The sequence below is a fragment of the Bacillus sp. GW823-FHT06A11 genome, assembly GCF_058795355.1.
Genome location: NZ_JBXAHS010000001.1, coordinates 940,833 through 965,487, shown reverse-complemented (window position 1 = coordinate 965,487; position 24,655 = coordinate 940,833). Strand labels below are relative to the sequence as shown.

Annotated in this window: 29 protein-coding genes; all 29 read left to right on the top strand. The window is 36.3% G+C overall.

Annotated features, from left to right (window positions below; all coding sequences use genetic code 11):
• Positions 1–71 precede the first annotated feature (71 nt).
• The 29 genes from AC1Q8L_RS04730 to AC1Q8L_RS04590 all read left to right on the top strand — a co-directional run bounded on the left by AC1Q8L_RS04730 (position 72) and on the right by AC1Q8L_RS04590 (position 24,636).
• Complete coding sequence (locus tag AC1Q8L_RS04730; protein ID WP_002093921.1) at positions 72–683, top strand: YphA family membrane protein; 612 nt, start codon at positions 72–74, stop codon at positions 681–683.
• Complete coding sequence (locus tag AC1Q8L_RS04725; protein ID WP_000141599.1) at positions 676–1,569, top strand: YIEGIA family protein; 894 nt, start codon at positions 676–678, stop codon at positions 1,567–1,569. The genes AC1Q8L_RS04730 and AC1Q8L_RS04725 overlap by 8 nt, the downstream gene beginning before the upstream one ends.
• Positions 1,566–1,751 carry a capping complex subunit for YIEGIA gene (locus AC1Q8L_RS04720; protein ID WP_000979048.1) on the top strand — a complete coding sequence of 62 codons (186 nt, stop codon included), beginning with the start codon at positions 1,566–1,568 and terminating at the stop codon, positions 1,749–1,751. The genes AC1Q8L_RS04725 and AC1Q8L_RS04720 overlap by 4 nt, the downstream gene beginning before the upstream one ends.
• A gap of 124 nt (positions 1,752–1,875) precedes the next feature.
• On the top strand, positions 1,876–3,186 hold the full coding sequence (der, locus tag AC1Q8L_RS04715) for a ribosome biogenesis GTPase Der (RefSeq protein ID WP_001125890.1): 1,311 nt from the start codon (positions 1,876–1,878) through the stop codon (positions 3,184–3,186).
• A gap of 18 nt (positions 3,187–3,204) precedes the next feature.
• A complete protein-coding gene (locus AC1Q8L_RS04710; protein WP_000161783.1) occupies positions 3,205–4,227 on the top strand; it encodes an NAD(P)H-dependent glycerol-3-phosphate dehydrogenase in 1,023 nt (340 codons plus the stop codon).
• Positions 4,228–4,342: 115 nt separating this feature from the next.
• Positions 4,343–4,594 carry a stage VI sporulation protein F gene (locus AC1Q8L_RS04705; RefSeq protein WP_000369753.1) on the top strand — a complete coding sequence of 84 codons (252 nt, stop codon included), beginning with the start codon at positions 4,343–4,345 and terminating at the stop codon, positions 4,592–4,594.
• A 267-nt stretch (positions 4,595–4,861) separates the two neighbouring features.
• Entirely contained in the window at positions 4,862–5,065 is a 204-nt protein-coding gene (locus AC1Q8L_RS04700; RefSeq protein ID WP_001289005.1) for a DUF2768 domain-containing protein, read from the top strand.
• A gap of 63 nt (positions 5,066–5,128) precedes the next feature.
• On the top strand, positions 5,129–5,842 hold the full coding sequence (locus AC1Q8L_RS04695) for a YphF family lipoprotein (protein ID WP_000755481.1): 714 nt from the start codon (positions 5,129–5,131) through the stop codon (positions 5,840–5,842).
• A gap of 242 nt (positions 5,843–6,084) precedes the next feature.
• The gene (spoIVA, locus tag AC1Q8L_RS04690; protein ID WP_000416519.1) at positions 6,085–7,563 is read left to right on the top strand and encodes a stage IV sporulation protein A; all 1,479 of its coding nucleotides are present in this window, start codon (positions 6,085–6,087) and stop codon (positions 7,561–7,563) included.
• Between the two features lie 297 nt (positions 7,564–7,860).
• Positions 7,861–8,133 (top strand): HU family DNA-binding protein, encoded by a 273-nt coding sequence (locus tag AC1Q8L_RS04685; RefSeq protein ID WP_001043860.1) that lies wholly within the window; start codon positions 7,861–7,863, stop codon positions 8,131–8,133.
• A 120-nt stretch (positions 8,134–8,253) separates the two neighbouring features.
• Complete coding sequence (folE, locus tag AC1Q8L_RS04680; RefSeq protein ID WP_001151481.1) at positions 8,254–8,823, top strand: GTP cyclohydrolase I FolE; 570 nt, start codon at positions 8,254–8,256, stop codon at positions 8,821–8,823.
• A 183-nt stretch (positions 8,824–9,006) separates the two neighbouring features.
• Positions 9,007–9,741 (top strand): heptaprenyl diphosphate synthase component 1, encoded by a 735-nt coding sequence (locus tag AC1Q8L_RS04675; protein WP_000332843.1) that lies wholly within the window; start codon positions 9,007–9,009, stop codon positions 9,739–9,741.
• 38 nt (positions 9,742–9,779) lie between these two features.
• Positions 9,780–10,493 carry a 2-heptaprenyl-1,4-naphthoquinone methyltransferase gene (gene menG, locus AC1Q8L_RS04670; protein WP_001187668.1) on the top strand — a complete coding sequence of 238 codons (714 nt, stop codon included), beginning with the start codon at positions 9,780–9,782 and terminating at the stop codon, positions 10,491–10,493.
• A 45-nt stretch (positions 10,494–10,538) separates the two neighbouring features.
• Complete coding sequence (gene hepT / locus AC1Q8L_RS04665; RefSeq protein WP_000776079.1) at positions 10,539–11,501, top strand: heptaprenyl diphosphate synthase component II; 963 nt, start codon at positions 10,539–10,541, stop codon at positions 11,499–11,501.
• A gap of 124 nt (positions 11,502–11,625) precedes the next feature.
• A complete protein-coding gene (ndk, locus tag AC1Q8L_RS04660) occupies positions 11,626–12,072 on the top strand; it encodes a nucleoside-diphosphate kinase (RefSeq protein WP_000415883.1) in 447 nt (148 codons plus the stop codon).
• Between the two features lie 264 nt (positions 12,073–12,336).
• Positions 12,337–13,509, top strand: coding sequence for a chorismate synthase (aroC, locus tag AC1Q8L_RS04655; RefSeq protein WP_001269375.1), 1,173 nt, complete (start codon positions 12,337–12,339; stop codon positions 13,507–13,509).
• The gene (aroB, locus tag AC1Q8L_RS04650) at positions 13,509–14,594 is read left to right on the top strand and encodes a 3-dehydroquinate synthase (RefSeq protein WP_492339409.1); all 1,086 of its coding nucleotides are present in this window, start codon (positions 13,509–13,511) and stop codon (positions 14,592–14,594) included. Before aroC ends, aroB begins: the two co-directional genes overlap by 1 nt.
• Before the next feature lie 132 nt (positions 14,595–14,726).
• Positions 14,727–15,839, top strand: a complete 1,113-nt coding sequence (gene hisC, locus AC1Q8L_RS04645; RefSeq protein WP_001264022.1) for a histidinol-phosphate transaminase — start codon at positions 14,727–14,729, stop codon at positions 15,837–15,839.
• Between the two features lie 328 nt (positions 15,840–16,167).
• Positions 16,168–17,430: a tetratricopeptide repeat protein gene (locus AC1Q8L_RS04640; protein ID WP_001168673.1), complete on the top strand. Its 1,263-nt coding sequence runs from the start codon at positions 16,168–16,170 to the stop codon at positions 17,428–17,430.
• 73 nt (positions 17,431–17,503) lie between these two features.
• Positions 17,504–18,040 (top strand): ReoY family proteolytic degradation factor, encoded by a 537-nt coding sequence (locus tag AC1Q8L_RS04635; protein WP_001095925.1) that lies wholly within the window; start codon positions 17,504–17,506, stop codon positions 18,038–18,040.
• Between the two features lie 154 nt (positions 18,041–18,194).
• Complete coding sequence (locus tag AC1Q8L_RS04630) at positions 18,195–18,653, top strand: YpiF family protein (RefSeq protein ID WP_000872170.1); 459 nt, start codon at positions 18,195–18,197, stop codon at positions 18,651–18,653.
• Positions 18,654–18,793: 140 nt separating this feature from the next.
• Positions 18,794–19,306 (top strand): menaquinol-cytochrome c reductase iron-sulfur subunit, encoded by a 513-nt coding sequence (gene qcrA, locus AC1Q8L_RS04625; protein ID WP_001290420.1) that lies wholly within the window; start codon positions 18,794–18,796, stop codon positions 19,304–19,306.
• Entirely contained in the window at positions 19,307–19,981 is a 675-nt protein-coding gene (qcrB, locus tag AC1Q8L_RS04620; protein ID WP_000932700.1) for a menaquinol-cytochrome c reductase cytochrome b subunit, read from the top strand.
• 43 nt (positions 19,982–20,024) lie between these two features.
• Positions 20,025–20,792, top strand: coding sequence for a menaquinol-cytochrome c reductase cytochrome b/c subunit (gene qcrC, locus AC1Q8L_RS04615; RefSeq protein ID WP_000554601.1), 768 nt, complete (start codon positions 20,025–20,027; stop codon positions 20,790–20,792).
• A 118-nt stretch (positions 20,793–20,910) separates the two neighbouring features.
• Positions 20,911–21,501: a lipoprotein heptaprenylglyceryl N-acetyltransferase LhaT gene (lhaT, locus tag AC1Q8L_RS04610; RefSeq protein ID WP_000262839.1), complete on the top strand. Its 591-nt coding sequence runs from the start codon at positions 20,911–20,913 to the stop codon at positions 21,499–21,501.
• A gap of 25 nt (positions 21,502–21,526) precedes the next feature.
• Positions 21,527–22,213, top strand: a complete 687-nt coding sequence (gene lit, locus AC1Q8L_RS04605; protein ID WP_000414374.1) for a lipoprotein intramolecular transacylase Lit — start codon at positions 21,527–21,529, stop codon at positions 22,211–22,213.
• A gap of 106 nt (positions 22,214–22,319) precedes the next feature.
• The gene (gene ypjB / locus AC1Q8L_RS04600; RefSeq protein ID WP_000831589.1) at positions 22,320–23,108 is read left to right on the top strand and encodes a sporulation protein YpjB; all 789 of its coding nucleotides are present in this window, start codon (positions 22,320–22,322) and stop codon (positions 23,106–23,108) included.
• Between the two features lie 101 nt (positions 23,109–23,209).
• A complete protein-coding gene (locus tag AC1Q8L_RS04595) occupies positions 23,210–23,893 on the top strand; it encodes a zinc metallopeptidase (RefSeq protein WP_011109966.1) in 684 nt (227 codons plus the stop codon).
• A gap of 101 nt (positions 23,894–23,994) precedes the next feature.
• Positions 23,995–24,636, top strand: coding sequence for a uracil-DNA glycosylase (locus tag AC1Q8L_RS04590; RefSeq protein WP_000876861.1), 642 nt, complete (start codon positions 23,995–23,997; stop codon positions 24,634–24,636).
• The last annotated feature ends 19 nt before the right edge of the window (positions 24,637–24,655 follow it).

Here is a 24,655-nt window from a genome sequence, read left to right as displayed (position 1 = left end):
ACTATGCGTAAATAAAGTGGATTAACTTTCATAAAAAATTCCCATAATGGAAAACATAGGAGGTGAAGTAGATGGATGGAAGTACTTTTTATTTTATAGCTTGGATAGGGTGGGTTGTCGTAACCTTTTTTATGAAAAAGGACCATATTCGGTGGAAGTTAGGCGCTTGTATATTGATTTTTATAATTTGCTCTCCGTTACATGTAACGATTGCCTCATTCATGGTATCAGTAAATGCTCTTTTACTTTGTATTATTTCTTTTATAGGGATCGCGCTGTATTCTGTTTGGAAAAAATTATATAGCTTACTTTCGGCACTTATTATTGCGATGTTATATACAAGTTTTCATCTGTTAGAGATATATGATCCAATTTGGATTGTGGTGGATAGAGTGTTTCTGCTAAGTAGTGCTCTTGTGTATGCATCGGTGTTATTGCATGGGGATCGCATATTACGATTATGTTCCCTATATGTAGGGATGTTACAAGGAGAGTTGCTAGTGACATTTATTTTTCGGAAATTGAATTTTCCATATGATTACGGTAGTTTAGCATTTTTTGATATCGTCGCCGTTTCTACATTATTCATGGCAGTATTGTTTTGGATTGCAAAAGCATCAGTATACATGGAACAGTTTAAGAGAAAAACACGTAAAAGAAAGGCGAGGGTAATACATGACTGAATATACACCAGCCATTTTATGCGGCGTAATAGCGGGGACAGTTACAAGGGTGTTAATGCTTCGGACGGATACACGGCAATATCCGACGAGGCTACATGGAAAGATTATTCATATTGCAATGGGGTTAATTGCAGCAGCTTTAGGAGCGATTGCAATCCCATCTATTTTGAAAAAAGATTTTTCTGCCATTACATTTCTTACGTTAGCAGCGACACAATTTCGTGATGTACGTAATATGGAAAGAAATACACTTCAACAATTAGATGGATATGAGCTCGTACCGCGTGGAAATACGTACATTGAAGGGATTGCATTGGTTTTTGAAAGTCGCAACTATTTGGCGATGTTAACGTCGTTTGCAACGACGTTTGCGTATATAGGGTTCCGTTCATGGATTGCTGGAGTAATTATGGCTATAATCGCATTTTTTATTGCGAAAAAATTAATGTCTGGTAGAAGACTCCATGACCTTGTAGATATTGAGCATGTTCCGCTGCGTTTTGAAGGAGCAGGGCTTTATATCGATAATATTTATATTATGAATATTGGATTGCCGGTGAGGCAAGAAGAGATTATGAAATATGGCATGGGGTTTATATTAAAACCGAAATCAATTGATGCGATGGTGACAATCTCAAATTTAGGGCAACGGCAAGCTATTTTACACGATGTTTCGGTGGCGTTAGGCATTTATAGAGATTCTGGTACACCAGCGCTTGTACCGTTAGCAAAGCGTGATTTAGAGGATGGCAGGGTTGGGATTTTTGTCTTACCGCAAGATCAAGATGCAGAGAAAGCAATAAGTGTCATAGGAAATGTACCAACGTTAGAAAGTGCTGTCCATATGTCATCGGAAGCCCCGAAAGGAAGGGGAGATAAGAGATGATGTTAGAAAGCGTTATCCTGGCAGTTATTACAACAGCGCCAGAAAAATTTGCAGGTGGTGCTCCTTTATTTGTTTGTGAGTCGATGGAGGAACTAGAATTTGTTGCAAATAATTTAGAGGCAATTTTAGATGGTATTGCGCATCGCTTACAAGAGAATGTATATATTATTGTGAAACATTAGGAACGTGTGTTATAATGTGAGGTGTTTTGATACGTTGAGAAATATTCTGGAATGCAAATCCCTTCTTGCACAAAGAAGGGTTTTTTACATAATAAACAGAAGCAAGTTGAAAGGATGAAAGTATATGCCGAAACCAGTAATAGCAATAGTAGGCCGCCCGAACGTAGGAAAATCTACTATTTTCAATAGAATAGTTGGAGAAAGAGTTTCAATCGTAGAAGATATCCCAGGTATAACTCGAGACCGTATTTATAGTGCGGGAGAATGGTTAAATCATGAGTTTAACATTATTGATACAGGTGGAATTGATATTGGAGACGAGCCGTTCTTGACACAAATTCGTCAACAGGCGGAAGTTGCGATTGATGAAGCAGATGTTATCATTTTTATGACGAATGGTCGCGATGGTGTAACTGCAGCGGATGAAGAAGTTGCTAAAATTTTGTATCGTTCTAAAAAACCAATTGTACTTGCGGTAAATAAAGTTGATAATCCAGAAATGCGTAGTGATATTTATGATTTTTATTCATTAGGATTTGGCGAGCCATTCCCGATTTCAGGTACACACGGTTTAGGACTTGGTGATTTGTTAGATGAAGCTGCAAATCATTTTCCAAAGATTGAAGAAGAAGCGTATGACGATGAAACAATCCGTTTCTCTTTAATTGGACGTCCAAACGTAGGGAAATCATCGCTTGTAAATGCACTTCTTGGTCAAGAACGTGTAATTGTAAGTAATATCGCAGGAACGACGCGTGATGCTGTCGATACACCATATAGTAAAGATGATCAAGATTATGTAATCATCGATACAGCTGGTATGCGTAAAAAAGGAAAAGTATATGAAAGTACAGAAAAGTATAGTGTACTTCGTGCACTTAGAGCGATTGAACGTTCTGACGTTGTTTTAGTTGTTTTAGACGGAGAAGAAGGAATTATTGAGCAAGATAAAAAAATCGCTGGATATGCTCATGATTCAGGACGAGCTGTTATTATCGTTGTAAACAAATGGGATGCAGTGAAAAAAGATGAAAAAACAATGAAAGCATTTGAAGAAAACATTCGTGCTCATTTCCAATTCTTGGATTATGCACCGATTGTATTCTTATCTGCAAAAACGAAAAAACGTACACAAACGTTATTACCGGTTATCAATGAGGTAAATGAAAGCCATAGTATCCGTGTACAAACAAACGTATTAAACGATGTAATTATGGATGCGGTAGCAATGAATCCAACACCGACTCATAATGGTAGCCGTCTGAAAATCTTCTATGCAACACAGGTTGCGGTAAAACCACCGACATTTGTTGTGTTTGTAAACGATACAGAATTAATGCACTTTTCATATGAGCGCTTCTTAAAGAATCGTTTACGTGAAGCGTTCGGTTTTGTAGGAACGCCGATTCACATTATTGCTCGAGCAAGAGACTAATGGAGAGGATGTGATTTTATGACAAAAATCACAGTAGTAGGAGCAGGTAGCTGGGGAACAGCGTTAGCGATGGTATTAGCTGACAATGGACATGATGTACGTATTTGGGGAAATCGCTCAGAACTTATGGATGAAATGAATACGAAACATGAGAATAGTCGATATCTCCCAGGCATTACATTGCCAAGCACAATCGTAGCCTACTCTTCTTTAGAAGAAGCATTAGTAGATGTAAATACAGTACTGCTAGTAGTACCGACGAAAGCGTACAGAGATGTATTACAAGAGATGAAAGAAATTGTTACAGAACCGATTACTTGGATTCATGCGAGTAAAGGGATTGAACCTGGTACGTCAAAACGTATTTCGGAAGTAATCGAGGAAGAAATTCCAGAGAACTTAATTAAAGATGTTGTTGTATTGTCTGGACCGAGTCATGCTGAAGAAGTTGGTTTACGACAAGCGACAACAGTTACGTCTGCAGCAAAGCGTATGGAAGCGGCTGAGGAAGTACAAGATTTATTCATGAATAGTTATTTCCGTGTATACACAAATCCAGATATCGTTGGAGTTGAACTTGGTGGTGCGTTAAAAAATATTATCGCATTAGCTGCTGGTATAACTGATGGTCTTGGATTAGGTGATAATGCAAAAGCGGCATTGATGACACGTGGTTTAACAGAGATTGCTCGTTTAGGAAGAAAAATGGGCGGGAATCCGTTAACGTTTGCTGGTCTAACTGGTATGGGAGACTTAATTGTAACTTGTACAAGTGTTCATAGCCGAAATTGGCGCGCTGGAAATATGCTTGGAAAAGGACATTCTTTAGAAGAAGTGTTAGAAAGCATGGGTATGGTTGTGGAAGGTGTAAGAACAACGAAAGCTGCTCATGAATTGGCAGAGAAAATGGAAGTTGAAATGCCGATTACAGCTGCTTTATATGACGTGCTGTTCAATGGGAATAACGTAAAAGATGCGGTAGGCTCATTAATGGGACGTGTTCGAAAACATGAAGTGGAAGCTATACCTGACTTACTGTAAAGAAAAGCGACAGAAGTACATTTGTACTTCTGTCGCTTTTTTATTTTATGGGTCTTTTCACCATTTATTTATTTTTGCATAGGATGAAGAGTAACTTGAGGAGAGGGTGAAAAGAATGGATAATAACATTTTTAATAATATTGAGAAGGAAGCGAAAGTAAATAAAGAGGATATTTTTAAATTAGCATCATCCGTGCAAAATGCGAATTTACGTGATGAAACTGTACTTCGTCAATTGATTCATCAAGTGGCTCTTATGGCGGGACGTGAAGTGCCGAAAGAGCAAGAGGATCAAATTGTAAAAGCGATTATTAATAATAATATGCCAGCAGATTTTGGCTCGTTAAGCAAAATGTTTAAAAAATAAATTATGAGAAACAAAGAGTTTGTAGATTGCATATGATAGCCATGAAAGAATGGGAATAGAGCTGTTTTTGGGCATATTTGGTCAACCGAAGCGAGAGATACAATCGCTTCGGTTTTATTTTTATCTAGATTGGTGGAAGATGCTGAAAAACCTATTGATTAAAGTTACATATTCGCGATTTGTAGTAAAATGTTCTTTTTGTATTTGTTTAAAGATTTTAATTTGTTAAAATAGTATAAAAATAGATTAATAAAAAGGGGTGTGTATATGTCAGAAGGGCTTATGAAAATGTGGTTGGCTTTAGGGGCAATTGGATTTATGTTTTTTGCAGTAAGTTTTATTTTATTAAGTAGACATAAAATAAAGAATAAATTTTTGAAAGGGATTACAGCGTTAGTAGCGTACACCCTTATGGTTGTGTCAGGAATTGTTATTTTTCTTGTTGTATTTAGTGGACCTGTACAGCAGTAAATGGAATGGTCTCGAAAATACTACATACGGAGCAAGTTATATTAGTATGAAAAGGTGATGCTAGTGAAAAAAGTCCATATTATTTTAATATTTTGTTGTATGAGCCTTTTAACGGGGTGTCTGTATCCGAAAGAAAATATGAAGCAAAATGCGGTTCCTTATGAAGATCAGCTACAAGTTGTTCAAAAAGCTGTTGTGACATTTAAGAAGCAAAATGATGGGATATTGCCAATTAAGACGAGGGATATGAGTACACCTATTTATCAAAAGTATCCAATCGATTTTCAACAGATTGCTCCGCGTTACATACAAGAAGCGCCAGGGAATGCATATGAAAGTGGAGGAGTATATCAATACGTATTAATAGACGTTGAAACAAATCCAACAGTAAAGTTAATTGATGTTAGGATGGCTGAACAAATTCAGGAATTATCTTTAAAACTTAGGATGTATCGTGATGAACATCAATATCCACCTTTTAAAAAAGTAATTTCAGATGGTGTATATGAATTGGATTTCAAAAAACTAGGATATAAAGATGTGCCACAAGTGACAAGTCCATATTCTGGTAAAGGGCTTCCTTTTGTAATTAATGAAAAAGGAGAAGTTTTTGTTGATTATAGAATCGACTTATATGACGCTTTGAAAAAAAATGAAGGGCAGTTTACGGAGGGAGAAGATATTCGAAATATACTTTTGAAAGGTTCCCCGTTTGTACCAGCTTATTCTTTACCGTACACAGTAAAGAACGGAGAACCAATTTTTTTAAAATCATAAGTCATGAACCTTTCTTTTAGTGAATAAGTTCTAGAAGAAAGGTTTTTTATGTTATACAACTTACGATGCAAACAAAAGATATTTTTTAATAGTCATATGAAATTGGACAAAATTATATGATATATTGTCCGAACTTCTAGAATACCATTATATTATATCAGATATTATAGGCAACGTTAGAGAAGGTATTAGTTGACTATAAACGCGGAATTATTCCCAAAAATTTTGAGGGAGGGAATCACTTGGAAAAGGTAGATATTTTTAAAGATATTGCAGAACGAACAGGCGGTGATATTTATTTTGGAGTTGTAGGAGCTGTTCGAACAGGGAAATCAACATTCATTAAAAAATTTATGGAACTTGTAGTTATTCCAAATATTGAGAATGAGTCTGACCGTCAAAGAGCGCAGGATGAATTGCCTCAAAGTGCTGCTGGTCGTACAATTATGACGACGGAACCGAAGTTTGTTCCAAACCAAGCGGTTTCTATCGAAGTAGATGAAGGACTTGAAGTGAACATTCGATTAGTAGATTGTGTTGGATATACGGTTCCAGGAGCGAAGGGCTATGAAGATGAGAATGGCCCGCGCATGATTAATACCCCTTGGTATGAAGAACCTATTCCATTCCATGAAGCTGCAGAAATCGGCACGCGTAAAGTAATTCAAGAACATTCAACAATTGGTGTTGTAATTACAACAGATGGAACGATTGGTGAAATTCCAAGAAGAGATTATATAGAGGCAGAAGAACGCGTTGTAAATGAGTTGAAAGAAGTAGGAAAACCTTTCATTATGATAATTAATACGGTACAGCCGTATCATCCAGATACAGAGCAATTACGCCAAAGTTTATCAGAAGAATATGATATCCCGGTTATTGCAATGAGTGTGGAGAGTTTAAGAGAAACAGATGTATATAATGTACTTCGTGAAGCGCTATTTGAATTCCCTGTATTAGAAGTGAATGTGAACCTTCCGAGCTGGGTAATGGTGCTAAATGAAGGGCATTGGTTGCGTCAAAGTTATCAAGAAGCAGTTCAAGAAACTGTGAAGGATATAAAACGTCTTCGTGATGTGGATCGCGTTGTTTGGCAGTTTAGTCAATATGAATTTATTGATCGGGCGAGCCTAGCTGGCATTGATATGGGGCAAGGTGTGGCGGAGATTGATTTATATGCGCCAGATGAATTATATGATCAGATTTTAAAAGAAGTAGTAGGAGTAGAAATTCGAGGGAAAGATCATTTATTGAAGCTTATGCTCGATTTATCTCATGCGAAAATAGAATACGACCAAGTGGCAGATGCACTGCGTATGGTTAAGCAAACAGGATATGGTGTAGCAGCCCCTGCACTAGCGGATATGAGCTTAGATGAGCCAGAAATTATTCGTCACGGTTCAAGGTTTGGTGTGAAGTTAAAAGCGGTAGCGCCATCTATTCATATGATTAAAGTAGATGTAGAGTCAACGTTTGAGCCGATCATTGGTACTGAAAAGCAAAGTGAAGAATTAGTTCGTTATTTAATGCAAGATTTTGAAGATGACCCGTTATCAATTTGGAATTCTGATATCTTTGGACGTTCGCTTAGCTCGATTGTTCGAGAAGGAATTCAGGCGAAATTATCATTAATGCCAGAAAATGCTAGATATAAATTAAAAGAAACGCTAGAAAGAATTATTAATGAAGGATCTGGCGGATTAATTGCGATTATACTATAAGAAAAATCCCTCTCACTGTAGAGGGATTTTTTGTTTTTTCGATTATAAAATAGAAAAATAAACAGTCATTATCTAATACATTGTTGTAAATTGTCAAGTTTCATCAGATTTTCACATTTTCAGAGTAACAATTTCCTTAAAAATATTGAATTATAAAGGAGAATCGTATAATATAGGCGTTGATAATGATTTATCTACATCTTTGTAGTATAGAATTTGTAAAAATTGCCTACAAATGAAAGTAAGACTCATTTTATGATCATTATACAGTCTTATCTTTGGGAGGAGGTGAATGGCATGAACAAGACAGATTTAATCAATGCTGTTGCAGAAGCAAGTTCCCTTTCTAAAAAGGACGCAACAAAAGCAGTAGACGCTGTTTTTGATTCTATCTTAGAAGCTTTAAAACAAGGTGATAAAGTACAACTGATCGGATTCGGTAACTTCGAAGTTCGTGAGCGTGCGGCTCGTAAAGGTCGTAACCCACAAACAGGTGAGGAGATTGAAATCGCTGCAAGTAAAGTACCTGCATTCAAACCTGGTAAAGCGTTAAAAGATGCGGTTAAATAATCCTTACATATTAACAGGGAAGAAGAGTTTCCTTTTTGGGAACTCTTCTTTTTGCTTTTAAAAACATAAATATGCTAGAATGTGTTCGTATCACTTTTAGGTTTTCGGGAGGGCTAGCGGATGGCAAAAGTTAATTTAGAACAAATTGAACATGCAGTACGCCTTATTTTAGAGGCGATTGGGGATGATCCAAATCGTGAGGGAGTACTTGATACGCCAAAGCGTGTTGCAAAAATGTACGCAGAAGTGTTCTCAGGTATGCATGAAGATCCGAAAGAGCATTTGCATAAAGTATTCGGAGAAGATCACGAAGAGCTTGTACTAGTAAAAGATATACCATTTTATTCGATGTGTGAGCATCATTTAGTTCCATTCTATGGAGTTGCTCACGTTGCATATATTCCGCAAGGTGGAAAGGTGACAGGGTTAAGTAAATTAGCTCGTACTGTAGATACAATTGCACGTCGTCCACAACTGCAAGAACGTATTACATCAACAGTAGCGAACTCTATTATGGAAGTACTAGAGCCTCATGGTGTAATGGTAGTAGTAGAAGCAGAACATATGTGTATGACGATGCGTGGTGTGAAAAAACCAGGTGCGAAAACAGTAACGACAGCAGTGCGTGGTGTGCTTGAAAATGATGCTGCAGCGCGCAGTGAAATTTTATCGTTTATTAAAGCGAAGTAAAGAAAAGCGGGAAACTGCTTTTCTTTTTTTTTTTAGTAAATAAATGATATAGTTTTAGCTAGACAGAGTGAGATTAGAAAGATTGCTTACATGAATGGTAGGTGTAGCCAAGTTTTGGTTATAGAAAATAGAGTGTATGTGTTATAATAAGTTTTATGAATTAGAAAACAAGGGTGATTTTTTGTGTGTGACATCTACGGAGGGTATGCGGGTATAAAAGAGAAATTGATGGAGAAATTACGCCATCCTTATTTTATAAACTATATTGAAGAACCATTTATTGATGAAGAAAAGATAGCATTGTTATATGGTGCTTTAAAGAGTGCAAACTTACATATAGAACAAATTGAGCATTACGTAGTAACAATTATGCTTGTACAAATTGCGCTTGATACGCATGAAAGGGTATCAAATAAAGCAGGCGAGGAAGAGATTGAATTCCATAAATGTCGTCAATTAACAGTACTTGCAGGCGATTACTATAGTGGACTATATTATTATTTATTGTCTATGAATCGTGATATTGTTTTAATTCGTGCACTTGCTGAAGGAATTAAAGAGATAAATGAACACAAAATTATGTTATACCAAAAAGCGCATGAAACGATGGATGACATAATGAAAAGCGTAGTAACGATTGAGTCTGCGCTCCTTCAAAAAACATGTGATCATTTTCATTTATCACATTGGAAGCCATTTATCACATACGTATTAGGTGGAAATCGCCTTCAAAAAGAAATTCAATTGTATGCTGATAAACAACATTCACCTGTTTTTCAAGCGGTGCAAGATGCTTTAGGGGATAAAGCAGAAGTAGTGATTAATGGTTGGATGATGGAATTGAGAAAGAAAGAAAAACAATTTTTAGAAAATCACACAGACGTACATGAAATAAATTCTGTGTTAAGGGATAAATAGAAGACATAAGCAATTTTACATTGGAAGAAGGTACGAGCATGCAACAATCAAAAGAAGAAAGAGTACATGACGTATTTGAAAAGATTTCTGATAAATACGATGTGATGAATTCTGTAATTAGTTTTCAAAGACATAAAGCGTGGCGTAAAGAAACGATGCGAATTATGGATGTACAACCTGGTAGTAAAGCGCTTGATGTATGCTGCGGAACCGCAGATTGGACAATTGCGCTAGCTGGAGCGGTAGGTGAGCAAGGAAAGGTTGTTGGCTTAGACTTCAGTGAAAATATGTTATCTGTCGGTAAGCAAAAGGTAGAGGCGTTACAATTAAAACAAGTAGAACTTCTACATGGGAATGCGATGGAGCTTCCATTTGAAGATAATACGTTTGATTATGTAACAATTGGGTTTGGTTTACGTAACGTACCGGATTATATGCACGTATTAAAAGAAATGACGCGTGTAGTAAAACCAGGTGGAAAAGTAATCTGTTTAGAAACATCTCAACCAACAATGATTGGTTTTCGACAAGGGTATATTTTATACTTTAAATATATCATGCCGTTATTTGGAAAGATGTTTGCGAAAAGTTATAAAGAATATTCATGGCTTCAAGAATCTGCTAGTGCATTCCCAGGGATGAAAGAATTGGCCCAAATGTTTGAGCAAGCTGGACTTGAACGTGTGCAAGTGAAACCATTTACTTTTGGGGTAGCAGCGATGCATTTAGGTATTAAACCAGAATCAAAATAGAAAAAAGAAAAAAGAAAAAAGAAGTTTTAGGTTAAGGTGAACAATATGAAGTTACAACTTATGTACTCTTTTTTACGATCGGATATTAATGTGATAGAAAAAGAATTAAAAAAGACAGTTGCTTCTGAACAGCCATTAGTAGAAGAGGCAGCATTACAACTTATTGAAGCTGGTGGGAAGCGAATTCGTCCTGTATTTGTGTTGCTTGCAGGGAAATTTGGAGATTATAAGTTAGATGCGATTAAGCATGTTGCTGTTGCGTTAGAGCTTATTCATATGGCTTCTCTTGTTCACGATGATGTTATTGATGCTGCATTTTTACGACGCGGCAGTGCGACTGTGAATGCGAAATGGGGAGATCGTATTGCGATGTATACAGGGGACTATTTGTTCGCTAAGTCTCTTGAATGTATAACAAATATCGAAATCCCAGAGGCGCATCAAGCGTTATCACATACTATTTTAGAAGTCTGTAAAGGTGAAATTGAACAAATTAAAGATAAATACAATTATGACCAAAATTTAAGAACGTATTTAAGAAGAATAAAGCGAAAAACAGCATTATTAATTGCCGCGAGTTGTCAATTGGGAGCGATTGCTGCTGGTGCTAATCGTGATACAGTAAATCGTCTATTTTGGTATGGGTATTTTGTGGGAATGTCTTATCAAATTATTGATGACATTTTAGACTTCGTTTCCACAGAAGAGAAACTTGGAAAACCTGCTGGTGGAGATTTATTACAAGGAAACATAACGCTCCCTGCTTTATATGCGATGGAAGATCCAGTACTTCGTCAAAAAATCACATCTGTACATGAAAATACAACAGCAAGTGAAATGCAAGAAATTATTGATGCTGTAAAAAATAGTCCAGCAATTGATCAAGCATTTGCGTTTAGTGAACGTTATTTACATAAAGCTTTAGAAATAATAAAACCACTCCCACGTGGAAAAGCAAAGTATGCATTACAAAATGTTGCAAAGTATATTGGAAAACGAAAATTTTAATGTTTATTCTAAAAAATAAAATAATCTCTCTATTTCAAAACTATTGCACAATTGTGATAAGGGTGATAATATGTGTGTGGGGATATACAATTACATACATAATTCAGAAGTGGAGAGATTTTTTATGGAAAAAACATTTCTAATGGTAAAACCAGACGGTGTACAACGTGCCTTCATTGGGGAAATTGTAGCTCGTTTTGAGAAAAAAGGATTTCAATTAGTTGGTGCAAAATTAATGCAAGTCACTCCGGAAATTGCTGGACAACACTACGCTGAGCATAAGGAAAAACCTTTCTTTGGTGAGTTAGTAGACTTTATTACATCTGGACCTGTATTCGCAATGGTATGGCAAGGTGAAGGTGTAGTAGATACAGCGCGTAACATGATGGGGAAAACAAGACCACATGAAGCAGCTCCTGGAACAATTCGTGGAGATTTCGGTGTAACTGTTGCGAAAAATATTATTCATGGTTCTGATTCTTTAGAAAGCGCAGAGCGCGAGATTGCTATTTTCTTTAAAGAAGAAGAATTAGTTGACTACTCAAAATTAATGAATGAATGGATTTACTAATTATTTTGAAATAATTTGTAAACGCTTTAATCACTGTGATAATAGTAAAAAGTGCAAGGAGAATAGGGGTATTCTTCTTGCACTTTTTTTATTTTCAATTAGTTACGAAGTTTGAGCTGTTATGATATATTGATATTTAAATTAGGCCTATCGGAAATATAGAATAAGAAAATGGTCGATTTATGATATAATTTCTTTAATATTTTTAGAATGATAAAAGTTAATATAGTGAGATAAATACATATGCGAAAAGAGGAATAACGTATGCGATATATTACGGCTGGTGAATCTCATGGTCCGCAACTTACAACGATTATAGAAGGTGTTCCAGCAGGATTGTCTTTAGTAGCGGATGATATAAACGAAGAGTTAGCTAGAAGGCAAAAGGGATATGGGCGTGGTAGACGCATGCAAATTGAAACGGATGAAGTGCAAATTTTAAGTGGTGTTAGACATGGAGAAACATTAGGTTCCCCTATTGCACTCGTTGTTGAAAATCGTGATTTTGCCCATTGGACAAAAATTATGGGGACAGAGCCTTTAACTGAGCAGGAAGAAAAAGAGATAAAAAGGAAAGTGACAAAACCAAGGCCTGGGCATGCTGATTTAAATGGTGCAATTAAATATGGTCATAGAGATATGAGGAATGTACTGGAACGTTCGTCAGCGCGCGAAACGACGGTGCGTGTTGCTGCTGGTGCGGTTGCTAAAAAGGTGTTAGCAGAACTTGGTATTAAAGTGGCGGGCCATGTAATTGAAATTGGCGGTGTACAAGCTAAGGAGGTTACGTATAGTTCAATTGAAGAATTAAAGAGTATTACAGAAGCATCTCCTGTACGTTGCTTAGATGACGAAGCTGGTAACCAAATGATGAAAGCGATTGATGATGCGAAAGCAAATGGTGATTCAATTGGTGGAATCGTTGAAGTAATTGTGGAAGGAATGCCAATTGGAGTAGGTAGCTACGTGCATTATGATCGAAAACTGGATGCGAAATTAGCAGCTGCAATTATGAGTATTAATGCTTTTAAAGGTGTCGAGATTGGAATTGGTTTTGAAGCAGCGCATAGACCGGGAAGTGAAGTTCATGATGAAATTCTATGGAATGAGGAGCATGGATATACAAGAAGAACAAATAATGCAGGTGGATTAGAAGGCGGTATGACGACTGGAATGCCAATTGTTGTGCGCGGTGTGATGAAACCGATACCTACACTTTATAAACCTCTTCAAAGTGTAGATATTGATACGAAAGAGCCTTTTACAGCGAGCATTGAACGTTCAGATAGTTGTGCAGTGCCAGCAGCTAGTGTCGTTGCAGAAGCGGTTGTGGCTTGGGAATTAGCAACAGCTTTAATAGAACAATTCGGATTAGATCGTATGGAACTAATTCGTGAAAATATTGAGAAACATAATGAATATGCGAGGGGATTTTAATGGGAAACATACATATTCAAACGAAATCAAAAGAATATGATGTACATGTTGGTAAAGAAGCGTTGTCAAACTTAACAATGATCGTTCAAAATATGCAGCCAGCTGTATCTAACGTAATGATCATTTCAGATGAAGCTGTTGCATCACTACATTTACAGACAGTTATCGATGCATTACAAGTGGAGCAGGACGTGTTTTCGTTTGTTGTACCAAGTGGCGAAAAAGAGAAGTCTTTCGAAAATTTCTATGCGGCTCATACGTCAGCTCTTGAAAATAAATTAGATAGAAATTCTTTAATTCTTGCACTTGGAGGCGGAATGATTGGAGATTTAGCTGGTTTTGTTGCTGCATCTTTTATGCGGGGTATTCGCTTTGTGCAGGTTCCGACGACTTTATTAGCGCACGATAGCGCAGTAGGTGGGAAAGTAGCGATTAATCATCCGTTAGGTAAAAATATGATTGGTGCATTCCATCAGCCAGAAGCGGTTGTATATCATACACCGTTTTTACAGTCTCTTCCTGAAAAAGAGTGGCGTTCAGGTTATGCAGAGGTGATAAAGCATGCTCTTATTGGTGATGTGGAGCTATATCATTGGTTAAAAGAAGAAGTGCAAACATTAGCGGATCTTCGTGATGAGAAGTTAATCCATATATTAACGAAGGCGATTCCTGTAAAGGCAAATGTTGTGTCACAAGATGAAACAGAGAAGGGTGTACGTGCCCATTTGAACTTTGGACATACGTTAGGACATGCTCTTGAAAAAGAGCTAGGGTATGGGAATATTACTCACGGTGACGGCGTAGCGGTTGGAATGTTATTCGCCATATTTTTAAGTGAGCAAGTGTACAAGGTTGATCTTGCTTATGAAGGTATGAAGCAGTGGTTCTTGAAATACGGCTATCCAAAAATGCCAAGAGATTTGAATGTAGAGCGCCTCGTTCAATTGATGAAACAAGATAAGAAAGCAAATGCAGGAGCAATTCATATGGTGCTTATGCAGGAATATGGGGTAGTGAATGTCGTATCTATTTCAGATGAGACTGTTCATATTGCGTTAGAGGCATTTCAAAAAGATATGGTTTAAAATGATAGCGAAGTGTTGTGAAGTGCTCATTTAGAGGTATTCTCGTAATAGTGACGGTTATGATAAAAGATTACAGTAAGGGGCTATAACTGTATTGTAATCAAATTGAATGAAATGACTGGGGGAAGAAAAATGAGAGTGAAAGAGCAATTGTTAACTTTGAGAGCGTATGTGCCTGGGAAAAACATTGAAGAAGTAAAAAGGGAATATGGATTATCGAAAATTGTGAAATTAGCATCGAACGAAAATCCATTCGGTTGCTCAGCGCGTGTGACAGAAGCATTAACTTCTTTAGCGAGCCAATATGCCCTTTATCCAGATGGATATGCCTTTGAACTTCGGACAAAAGTAGCGGAACATTTAGGTGTAAAAGCAGAACAACTACTATTTGGTAGTGGATTAGATGAAGTCATTCAAATGATTAGCCGAGCGTTACTACATGAAGGAACAAACGTTGTAATGGCGAATCCTACGTTTTCACAATATCATCACCATGCTGTTATTGAAGGAGCAGAAGTTCGTGAAGTATCACTTAAAGACGGTATTCACGATTTAGATGCAATGCTAGAGCAAGTAGATGATAAAACGAAAATTGTATGGATTTGTAATCCGAATAATCCGACAGGTACATATGTTGAGAAACAAAAATTACTTTCATTTTTAGAATCAGTTCCTAAGTCGGCTCTCGTTATTATGGACGAAGCATATTATGAATACGCGGAAGCAGAAGACTATCCGCAAACATTACCACTTCTTGAAAAGTATGAAAATCTTATGGTTTTACGCACGTTTTCAAAAGCATATGGTTTAGCTGCTTTTCGTATCGGATATGCGATTGGGGATGCGAAGTTAATCGGACAGCTAGAAGTAGCGAGGTTACCATTCAATACATCAACTGTAGCGCAATCTGTAGCACTCGCTGCATTAGAAGATCAAGCCTTTTTACAAGATTGTGTGAAAAAGAATGCTGAAGGTCTAAATCAGTATTATGCATTTTGTAAAGAATATAACGTATTCTATTATCCATCTCAAACAAATTTCATTTTCTTAAAACTTGGTATACCAGGTAATGAAGCTTTCGAACGATTAATGAAAAAAGGGTATATCGTTCGTTCTGGTGCTGCATTTGGTATCGATGATGGTATTCGTATTACTGTCGGTTTGAAAGAAGAAAATGATGAAATTATAGAGTTGCTGAAAGAGCTTGTAAATGAGCAAGTACAGAAAGAAGAAACATATTCTTAAGAGATTGTGAAGGCTCCTATTATAGGAGCCTTTTTTATCGTATTAAAAATAAAGGTTGAAGACTGGCAATTAAGTTGTTCTGTAAATCACGGTTTGTATGGCTTGATAATTAGTGAGAGAAGTTATTTGCACGGTCATAAAAGAAAGCGGTACAATAGAAGATGATGATAAGGTATCGGTGTCATATCCGAACCTTTTGAATAATTACCTACTCTGTAAGAAGAAGTATAAGAAGAAGCATGCTCATTCTAAAGGTTGCGTTCTAACAGTGAGTTGCTTATGATAAATGAACAGAAGAGAATATTTTTTAGAATTAAAGGAGACGTTTATGCAAAAGTTTGAACAAGCTGTTTCATATATTGAAAATGGTGAAGCGGAAAAAGGATTACAATTATTAAAAGAACAATTAAAAATTGCAAATGATGAAGAGAAGTATGATATCGCTCGTTACTATCATACACTTGGATTTACAGATGAGGCATTAGCGATTACTGAAGACTTACGTTTACTGTATCCGGAAGAAAGTGAATTCACTGTATTTTTAGCAGAATTATATATTGATCTAGATAAAGAAGATGAAGCGATTGAAGTACTTCATGATATTCCAGAAAATGACGATTTATATGTTCAATCTTTATTACTTGTTGCAGATTTATTCCAAATGCAAGGTTTTGATGATGTAGCAGAGCAAAAACTATTAAAGGCGAAAGAAATGATGCCTGATGAACCTGTTATTACGTTTGGGTTAGCAGAATTATATAGTAGTAAAGGTGAAGAACAAAAGGCAATTACTTATTATGAATCGCTATTAGCTGAACATAAAGTAATGGGTGGTGTTGTGATCGCACTTCGCCTTGCAGAAACGTTAAGTGCGATTGGAAACTGGGAAGAGGCGATTTCTTATTATGAAGCAGGCCTAGAGGAACAAAAAGATATTCACTCATTATTTGGATATGCCTTCACATTATACCAAGGTGAAGAATATCAGAGAGCAATCGGTGCTTGGCAAGAACTAAAAGAATTAGACCCTGAGTACGCATCACTGTACATGTATTTAGCGAAAAGCTATGAAAAAGAAGGAATGCTTCAAGAAAGCTATGAAACGCTTCATGAAGGAATTAAAGTAGATGAGCTTTCAGTTCCGTTTTATGTAGAGTTAGCGAACATTGCGGCGAAATTAGGAAAAATAGTAGAAGCAGAGGAAGTTCTTCAAAAAGCACTTGAGTTAGACCCAGGGCATTTAGGCGCAACATTAAAATATGCGTATATCTTAAAAGGACAAGAAAAGTACGAAGAGTTAATTGCAATTGTAGAGCGTGCTATTGATAGTGGAGAACCAGATACACAACTACTTTGGGACCTTGCGTATGCAAAAAAACAATTAGAAATGTATTCGGATGCATTAAAACACTATGAAAGTGCATATACTTCTTTTAAGAATCATCCAGACTTCTTAGAAGAATACGGTTATTTCTTATTGGAAGAAGGAAAGCGAAAAGAGGCGAAAGAAGTATTTACCCAGTTATTACAACTAGACCCGACACAAATTCATATTGAAGAGTTGTTATATAATTTAGAGGATTTTTCATAAGTTGGAAGGAAACTGAATGCCGCTTCTTGAATCTAAAAAGAAAAGAGAAAGACAGAGGAGGGACTTAATTGCTATGAATACCCCTGTTTCTGTAAACGAGAAGAAGGATTTTGTAAAATGGTTTTTGAATAATTACCAACTGAAACAGCGTGAATGTGTATGGATTCTGAATTATTTAATGAGTCACGACCAATTGATGCATAAAGTCCACTTCGTAGAGCATGCAAAATATTGTCCGCGTGGCTTAGTGATGTCAGCGAATTGTGTGAAAGACACACCGTTTCACTTTTTTAAACAAAATGTTATGACAACAGATGCTGAAAAATCGTTTCATGATATTCGTTTAAATCGAGATGAGGATATTTATATTCAACTCAACTTTAAATCATCGTTTCAAAATGCGAATTATGTAGCTGTATTAGAAGAAAACCCATATCTACCAAAGCATATTGAAGTAAATGAAAAAGATCGTTTACTTGCAGAAAGGTTTTTGGAAGAAAGTGTATTTTCATTTAGGAGAGAACGCCTTTTGAAACAAATTGATGAAGCGTTAGATAAGCAAGATAAGGAAGCGTTTCATAGATTAACGGCCGAGTTAAAGACTTTATAGAATTTATTTGGATTAATAAATTTTTACAAATTTCAGACTTTCACCAAGAAAAACTACCTATATTGGGTAGTTTTTCTTTTTTTACCTCTTTTAGTATGGTTTAATATATATAAAGTGAAAGTTCTGTCATTTGTAAGTGAAGGAGGGAAGGAATTTGAAGTGGAGTGTAAAAGATGTGGAACAGTTTGAACAAGCAAGAGAGTATGTTGATACAGGAGTAATACCGCTTTTATCAATTTCGGCAGCACAAGAAATGAAAATGGTTGTAGAACAAGGTGAATTTATCGAATTGTTGAGCACGGAATTGGAAAGAGAGTATAAAGGAAGAGTGCTTTTACTACCTGCGTTTACGTATTTGGTAGAAAGTCAAAAGAATGAAAAAGGTCGTTTGCAAGAATGGACAAATCATTTACGAAGCGAAGGTTTTAAGCATATTGCTTATGTTACAAGTGATTTTTCATGGAAAGAGGATATGCAAGAGTTACAGGGAGATTTATTTTGGTTTCCTTCATTAGCATTAGAACAATTTAGTGATCAAGCAAAAAGAGAAGTTATTCATGCGCATATAAAAAATATAATGGTGATGTTGGAAGAGAAGTGGGGAAACTCGTAATAAACAGAAAGTTCTTATTATTATGAGTAGTATGATATTGACCTGTGCATGAGCGTATTATATCATGATAGTGTCCTAGTTTTTATTTTTTATATAATTTATCACGAGGGGACAATTTCTGATAGAGGGGGGAAATTTTCGTGAGCGAGAAAGAACATCGCGTGTCAAGAAGACAATTTTTAAATTACACACTCACAGGGGTAGGAGGCTTTATGGCTGCCGGTATTTTAATGCCGATGACGCGATTTGCGCTTGATCCGGTGTTAAGAAAAGAAGCCGGAACAGATATGGTTGCTGTTGCGCAAGTAAAGGATATTACAACAGAGCCGAAGCGTTTCGATTTTAAAGTGAAACAGGTTGATGGTTGGTACAAGTCTGAAGAACCAAAATCGGCGTGGGTTCATAAAGATGAAAGCGGAGACATTGTTGCGTTCTCTCCAGTATGTAAACATTTAGGATGTACAGTTAACTGGAATTCGGACAAAGCACATCCGAATCAATTCTTTTGTCCATGTCACGGGGGTCGTTATACAAAAGATGGGATGAACATTAAAGGTACGCCACCCCTTGCTCCGCTGGATGTGTACGAGTCTAAAGTGAAAGATGGAACGCTGTATCTAGGAAAAGCGAAGCCAAGAGGGGGTGCAAAGTAGATGTTAAATAAAATTTATGATTGGGTAGATGAAAGATTAGATATTACACCGATATGGCGTGATATCGCTGATCATGAAGTACCTGAACATGTAAACCCGGCACATCACTTTTCTGCATTCGTCTATTGCTTTGGAGGACTTACCTTTTTCGTTACTGTAATTCAAATTTTATCTGGAATGTTTTTGACGATGTATTATGTGCCTGATATTAAAAATGCTTGGGAATCAGTTTACTATTTACAAAATGAAGTTGCTTATGGGCAAATTGTTCGTGGTATGCACCACTGGGGTGCTAGTCTCGTAATTGTAATGATGTTTTTACATACACTCAGAGTTTTCTTCCAAGGTGCGTATAAAAAGCCCCGTGAGTTAAACTGGATTGTTGGTGTTCTTATTTTCTTTGTTATGTTAGGTCTTGGTTTTACCGGATATTTATTACCGTGGGATATGAAAGCTTTATTTGCTACAAAAGTAGGGATTCAAATTGCAGAGCAAACACCGCTCATTGGTCCTTATATTAAAACATTACTCGCTGGTCATTCCGAAATTGTTGGCGCTCAAACATTAACTCGCTTCTTTGCTATTCACGTCTTCTTCTTACCAGCAGCACTTCTAGGTTTAATGGCCTTCCACTTCATCATGATTCGCAAACAAGGTATTTCCGGTCCACTATAAGAGATTGCTAAATTAAAGGGGAAAGAACTAAAGGAGGGAGATTATGCATCGCGGCAAAGGGATGAAGTTTGTAGGAGATTCTCGGGTACCGGTAGCTCGGAAACCAAATATTCCAAAAGACTATTCTGAATACCCAGGGAAAACAGAAGCATTTTGGCCGAACTTCTTGTTAAAAGAATGGATGGTTGGTGCAGTTTTTTTAATCGGTTATTTATGTTTAACAGTGGCGCATCCGTCGCCGCTTGAGAGAATGGCGGATCCAACAGATGCTGGATATATACCACTTCCAGATTGGTATTTCTTATTCTTGTATCAGTTATTAAAGTATTCTTATGCTTCCGGTTCATTTACTGTAATTGGAGCGTTTATTATGCCAGGGATTGCGTTTGGTGCATTACTGTTAGCTCCATTTCTTGATCGAGGTCCAGAAAGACGTCCATTGAAGCGTCCTGTAGCAACTGGATTTATGCTTTTAGCAATTGCATCGATTATCTTTTTAACTTGGGAATCTGTAGCACACCACGACTGGGAAGCTGCAAAGAAACAAGGAGCAATTGTAAAAACCGCGCCAGTTGATAAAAATGATGATGGCTATAAATTAATGCAAAAAAATACTTGTTTAACATGTCATGGTGACAACTTACAGGGCGGGGCGGCAGCACCAGCACTGCAAAACTTAACTTTAAAGCCAGAAGAAATTGCTAAAATTGCGAAAGATGGAAAAGGTTCCATGCCTAAAGGTGTATTTAAAGGTACAGATGAGGAACTGAAGAAGCTTTCGGAATTCGTTGCAAAGTATAATAAAAAATAATAAAAAGCTGACTACAAAATTTGTAGTCAGCTTTTCTATTTAGTTGGATGAAGTTTGTTATAATAGAGTAGGATTTAGTGAATGAATTACTTTGCTTGAAAGGTGTTGGACATACAGATTGGTGTACTTGTATGCAATGTTAAGACAACGCTCGGTATTATTATTTTTATTGGTTGTTAACATATTAGGTACAATTTACGGGTTTATATGGTACGGAAATCAACTGAAAGAAACGTCACCTATATTTTGGCCGTTTGTACCAGATAGTCCTATGGCGAGTCTCTTTTTTGTCTTTGTTTTAATTGCTTTTTTGACAAAGAGAAACTGGGGATTAATAGAAGCGCTAGCGATTGTTACTTTAATAAAATATGGTATTTGGGCTGTTGTTGTAAATGCGATTATGATTTACGTAAAAGGTCCTATTGGTCTTATGGGCTACATGTTAATGCTTTCGCACTTTGCGATGGCAGTGCAAGGTGTTTTATATGCTCCATTTTACCGTATAAAAAAATGGCATTTTATAGTAGCGGGTGTATGGACGTTGCATAACGATGCAATTGATTATTTATTTTGGCAAATGCCACGATATGGAATTATGCATTTGTTTGTAGAGGAAATTGGTTATTTTACGTTTTGGTTAAGCGTTGTTGTACTATGTATTACATATTATTGTTGCTTACGTGAGCACAGGAAACAATTTTCTTTATGATGGTTAGAACATTTAGGGGGAGAACATGGAGAAAAATAAGAGTGGTACAAAAATATTGGATCGATTGATTACTTTAGTTGTTTCATATAGCATAGCATTTTCTATTTTTGCACTCGCAACAACGGCAGTTGTGTATGGAAAATGGCTGTATTATTTTGAAATTGATTTTTTAAATATTCCTGATTTAGCGGATATGACGAAGGATGAAATTAAAAGAAATTACGATGTGCTTATTACATATTTATCCCCGTTTTATGACGGAGCATTACATTTGCCAACATTAGATATGTCTACAAATGGCCGTATTCATTTTGTAGATGTTAAAAATATTTTAGTAAAGATTCAATATGTGATGTATGCGACAATTATGATTGCAGTGATAGGGGGAATTTATTTATTAAAAAAGAAAAATGAAAAGTTTTTACTGCACGGATCAATTTTAACAATCATTTTTCCGATAGCGCTTATGTTACCAATCGCTATTAATTTTGAAAAGAGCTTTGTATTATTCCATAAGCTTTTATTCAGTAATGATTATTGGATGTTTGATATTGAAACGGATCCAGTTATATTAATGCTACCAGAGGAGTTCTTTATGCATGCTGCGTGTGCTATTTTATTATTCATTTTAGGTGGTAGTATACTTTGTTATAGCTTATATAGATATTTCGTAAAAAAGAAAAGGATGTCAAAGAAAAAATTCTCTGCTTAAAGAGAATTTTTTCTTTGTAAAACGATAATATATTTTTCGGTTCAGTTCTGTTCTATTCTTGTCCCAATTAACATATTTTGTACTAGTAGTTATAGGGGGGACCGGGATGAAGAGAACATTAATTGGATTGATAGCATTTCTAATTATAATGTTTCCGTTACGTATATATGCTGAAGAGTGGAATGAGCTAACAGGGTTGTTAGACGACTCGTTACAGTTAGTGAAGCGTAATGAAGATGAAAAAGCGGTACAAGTATTACAACTTTTCTCAGAGCAATTTTTAATGAAGGGGAATGAAAAGAAGCATGAAGTAACACCAGATCAAGTTAGAGTTATTTCTTTAGCTTACGACAAGGCGCAGCAATCGCTCTCTGAAGAAGGTTTAGGTAAGCAAGCTAAAATGGATAATGTGTTGGCATTACAACTTGCTGTTGATGCACAAGTATCGAAATATCAACCACTTTGGATGGAAAGAGAAAGGAAAGTAATGGATGCCTTTTCTCAAATGGAAAAAGCGATGGAAAAAGAAGATGCTGGGCAGTTTCAACAAACATTAAATACATTTTTAAATGAATTCAATATTATTTATCCAAGTTTAATGATTGCTTTGCCAGAAAACGAGGTACAGCGTGTAAATGTTCATTTATCTTATTTGGATGAATTTCGTAACGTTATGTTAAAAACGAAAGGTGGCCAAATGCAATTAGGGATTATTAAAGGGGATTTGCAAAAGATATTTCACACAGTAAAAAAGGATGAAATTGCACCTTCTCTCATTTGGTTTATGACAATTACTGGGGGACTTATTTTATTCACATTAACTTATGTTGGATGGAGAAAGTATAAAGGAGAGAGAGAAAAAAGAAAAAGTAATGTGCATTCTAAAAATAGATAATGTAATAAGTAAAGATATGGATTGTAAGGTTTATTCATTGACAATAGTGGCAGAAGAAAATAGAATGAGAAGTACTATAATTAAAACTTCAATGGAGGTTCATGATGTTTTATTTAATTTACTTCGCGATCATAATGATCATACCGTTGTATGCACAGTCAAGAGTACGAAGTGCCTATAGCAAGTATTCACAAGTTTATTCAACATCAGGTATGACAGGAGCGGAAGTGGCTCGAAAAATTTTAGATGAAAATGGATTATACAATGTAGCTGTGGAAGAAACACCAGGTCATTTATCAGACCATTATGATCCAACGGCCAAGACGGTTCGATTATCAACAGATAACTATTATGGACATTCAGTTGCTGGTACAGCAGTGGCAGCACATGAAGTAGGACACGCAATTCAAGATGCGCAAGATTATAACTTTATGCGTATTCGTCATTCGTTAGTTCCTGTGGCGAATTTTGGATCGAATATATCATGGGTATTTATTATGATTGGTATATTTGCGACAATGTCGAAACTATTGTTATTAGGAATTATTTTAATGGCTGCAGGTGTTGTGTTCCAACTTGTTACATTACCAGTTGAGTTCGATGCTTCAAAGCGTGCAATGCAACAAATTGAAGCGTTAGGTATCGTATCAACAGATGAATATGGCCAAGCTCGTAAAGTATTAAATGCAGCAGCATTAACATATGTAGCAGCTGCAGCTGTAGCGGTATTTGAATTATTACGTCTCGTATTAATGTATACTGGTATGCAGCGTAGCGACGACTAAAGACTATCAATTTTGATAGTCTTTTTTCGTTGTGTGGATTGAATTATATAATGTATTACAAATAGAAATAATAGAAGTAATGCGGAAAGGCGGTGGGGGAAATGAAATATCCAGACCATTTAGTAAAACAAGTGAAAGAGCGTAGTGCTCCTTATCAACTAGAAGGTTTTTTAAGTGGACAAGGTCCTGAAAATCCCAAATTTATGTTGTTAGGAGAAGCGCCTGGTGAAACAGAAATTCATAATGGGATTCCGTTTAGCGGGAGGTCGGGAAAACAATTAATGGGTTTTTTAGAGCGTATTCACGTTACGAGGGAAGAAGTATATATTACGAGCGCTGTTCGGAGTAGACCTTATAAATGGCGAGAGAAAAAAGAACGAAATGGTGAAAGCATACAAAAAAAGTATAATAGAACGCCAAATCAAGGAGAAATAGTTGCCCATGCGCCTTTGTTAGATTATGAATTAGAGAAAATAAATCCGAGGCTTATCGTCACACTTGGAAATATTGGTCTTCAACGTTTAACAGGAAAAAATAAAAAAATCACAGATGTACACGGGCAATTATTAAAACAGCCCATTCAAAAATTAAAGGATATGCAAAGTGCAGAGTTTACATGGTCAGAGAATGAATATCATGTTTTTCCAACTTTTCATCCAGCTTCCATTTTTTATAATCGGAGTTTATTGGAGCTTATTTATGAGGATTTGGAGAAGCTTAAAAGACTTGTAATAAAAAACTAGAAAAGCTAAGGCGCTTTTC

Coding starts and splice junctions, on each gene's coding strand:
- AC1Q8L_RS04730 (WP_002093921.1), top strand. CDS start 72: ATGGATGGAAGTACTTTTTATTTTATAGCTTGGATAGGGTGGGTTGTC.
- AC1Q8L_RS04725 (WP_000141599.1), top strand. CDS start 676: ATGACTGAATATACACCAGCCATTTTATGCGGCGTAATAGCGGGGACA.
- AC1Q8L_RS04720 (WP_000979048.1), top strand. CDS start 1,566: ATGATGTTAGAAAGCGTTATCCTGGCAGTTATTACAACAGCGCCAGAA.
- der (WP_001125890.1), top strand. CDS start 1,876: ATGCCGAAACCAGTAATAGCAATAGTAGGCCGCCCGAACGTAGGAAAA.
- AC1Q8L_RS04710 (WP_000161783.1), top strand. CDS start 3,205: ATGACAAAAATCACAGTAGTAGGAGCAGGTAGCTGGGGAACAGCGTTA.
- AC1Q8L_RS04705 (WP_000369753.1), top strand. CDS start 4,343: ATGGATAATAACATTTTTAATAATATTGAGAAGGAAGCGAAAGTAAAT.
- AC1Q8L_RS04700 (WP_001289005.1), top strand. CDS start 4,862: ATGTCAGAAGGGCTTATGAAAATGTGGTTGGCTTTAGGGGCAATTGGA.
- AC1Q8L_RS04685 (WP_001043860.1), top strand. CDS start 7,861: ATGAACAAGACAGATTTAATCAATGCTGTTGCAGAAGCAAGTTCCCTT.
- folE (WP_001151481.1), top strand. CDS start 8,254: ATGGCAAAAGTTAATTTAGAACAAATTGAACATGCAGTACGCCTTATT.
- menG (WP_001187668.1), top strand. CDS start 9,780: ATGCAACAATCAAAAGAAGAAAGAGTACATGACGTATTTGAAAAGATT.
- hepT (WP_000776079.1), top strand. CDS start 10,539: ATGAAGTTACAACTTATGTACTCTTTTTTACGATCGGATATTAATGTG.
- ndk (WP_000415883.1), top strand. CDS start 11,626: ATGGAAAAAACATTTCTAATGGTAAAACCAGACGGTGTACAACGTGCC.
- aroC (WP_001269375.1), top strand. CDS start 12,337: ATGCGATATATTACGGCTGGTGAATCTCATGGTCCGCAACTTACAACG.
- aroB (WP_492339409.1), top strand. CDS start 13,509: ATGGGAAACATACATATTCAAACGAAATCAAAAGAATATGATGTACAT.
- hisC (WP_001264022.1), top strand. CDS start 14,727: ATGAGAGTGAAAGAGCAATTGTTAACTTTGAGAGCGTATGTGCCTGGG.
- AC1Q8L_RS04640 (WP_001168673.1), top strand. CDS start 16,168: ATGCAAAAGTTTGAACAAGCTGTTTCATATATTGAAAATGGTGAAGCG.
- AC1Q8L_RS04635 (WP_001095925.1), top strand. CDS start 17,504: ATGAATACCCCTGTTTCTGTAAACGAGAAGAAGGATTTTGTAAAATGG.
- qcrB (WP_000932700.1), top strand. CDS start 19,307: ATGTTAAATAAAATTTATGATTGGGTAGATGAAAGATTAGATATTACA.
- qcrC (WP_000554601.1), top strand. CDS start 20,025: ATGCATCGCGGCAAAGGGATGAAGTTTGTAGGAGATTCTCGGGTACCG.
- lit (WP_000414374.1), top strand. CDS start 21,527: ATGGAGAAAAATAAGAGTGGTACAAAAATATTGGATCGATTGATTACT.
- ypjB (WP_000831589.1), top strand. CDS start 22,320: ATGAAGAGAACATTAATTGGATTGATAGCATTTCTAATTATAATGTTT.
- AC1Q8L_RS04595 (WP_011109966.1), top strand. CDS start 23,210: ATGATGTTTTATTTAATTTACTTCGCGATCATAATGATCATACCGTTG.
- AC1Q8L_RS04590 (WP_000876861.1), top strand. CDS start 23,995: ATGAAATATCCAGACCATTTAGTAAAACAAGTGAAAGAGCGTAGTGCT.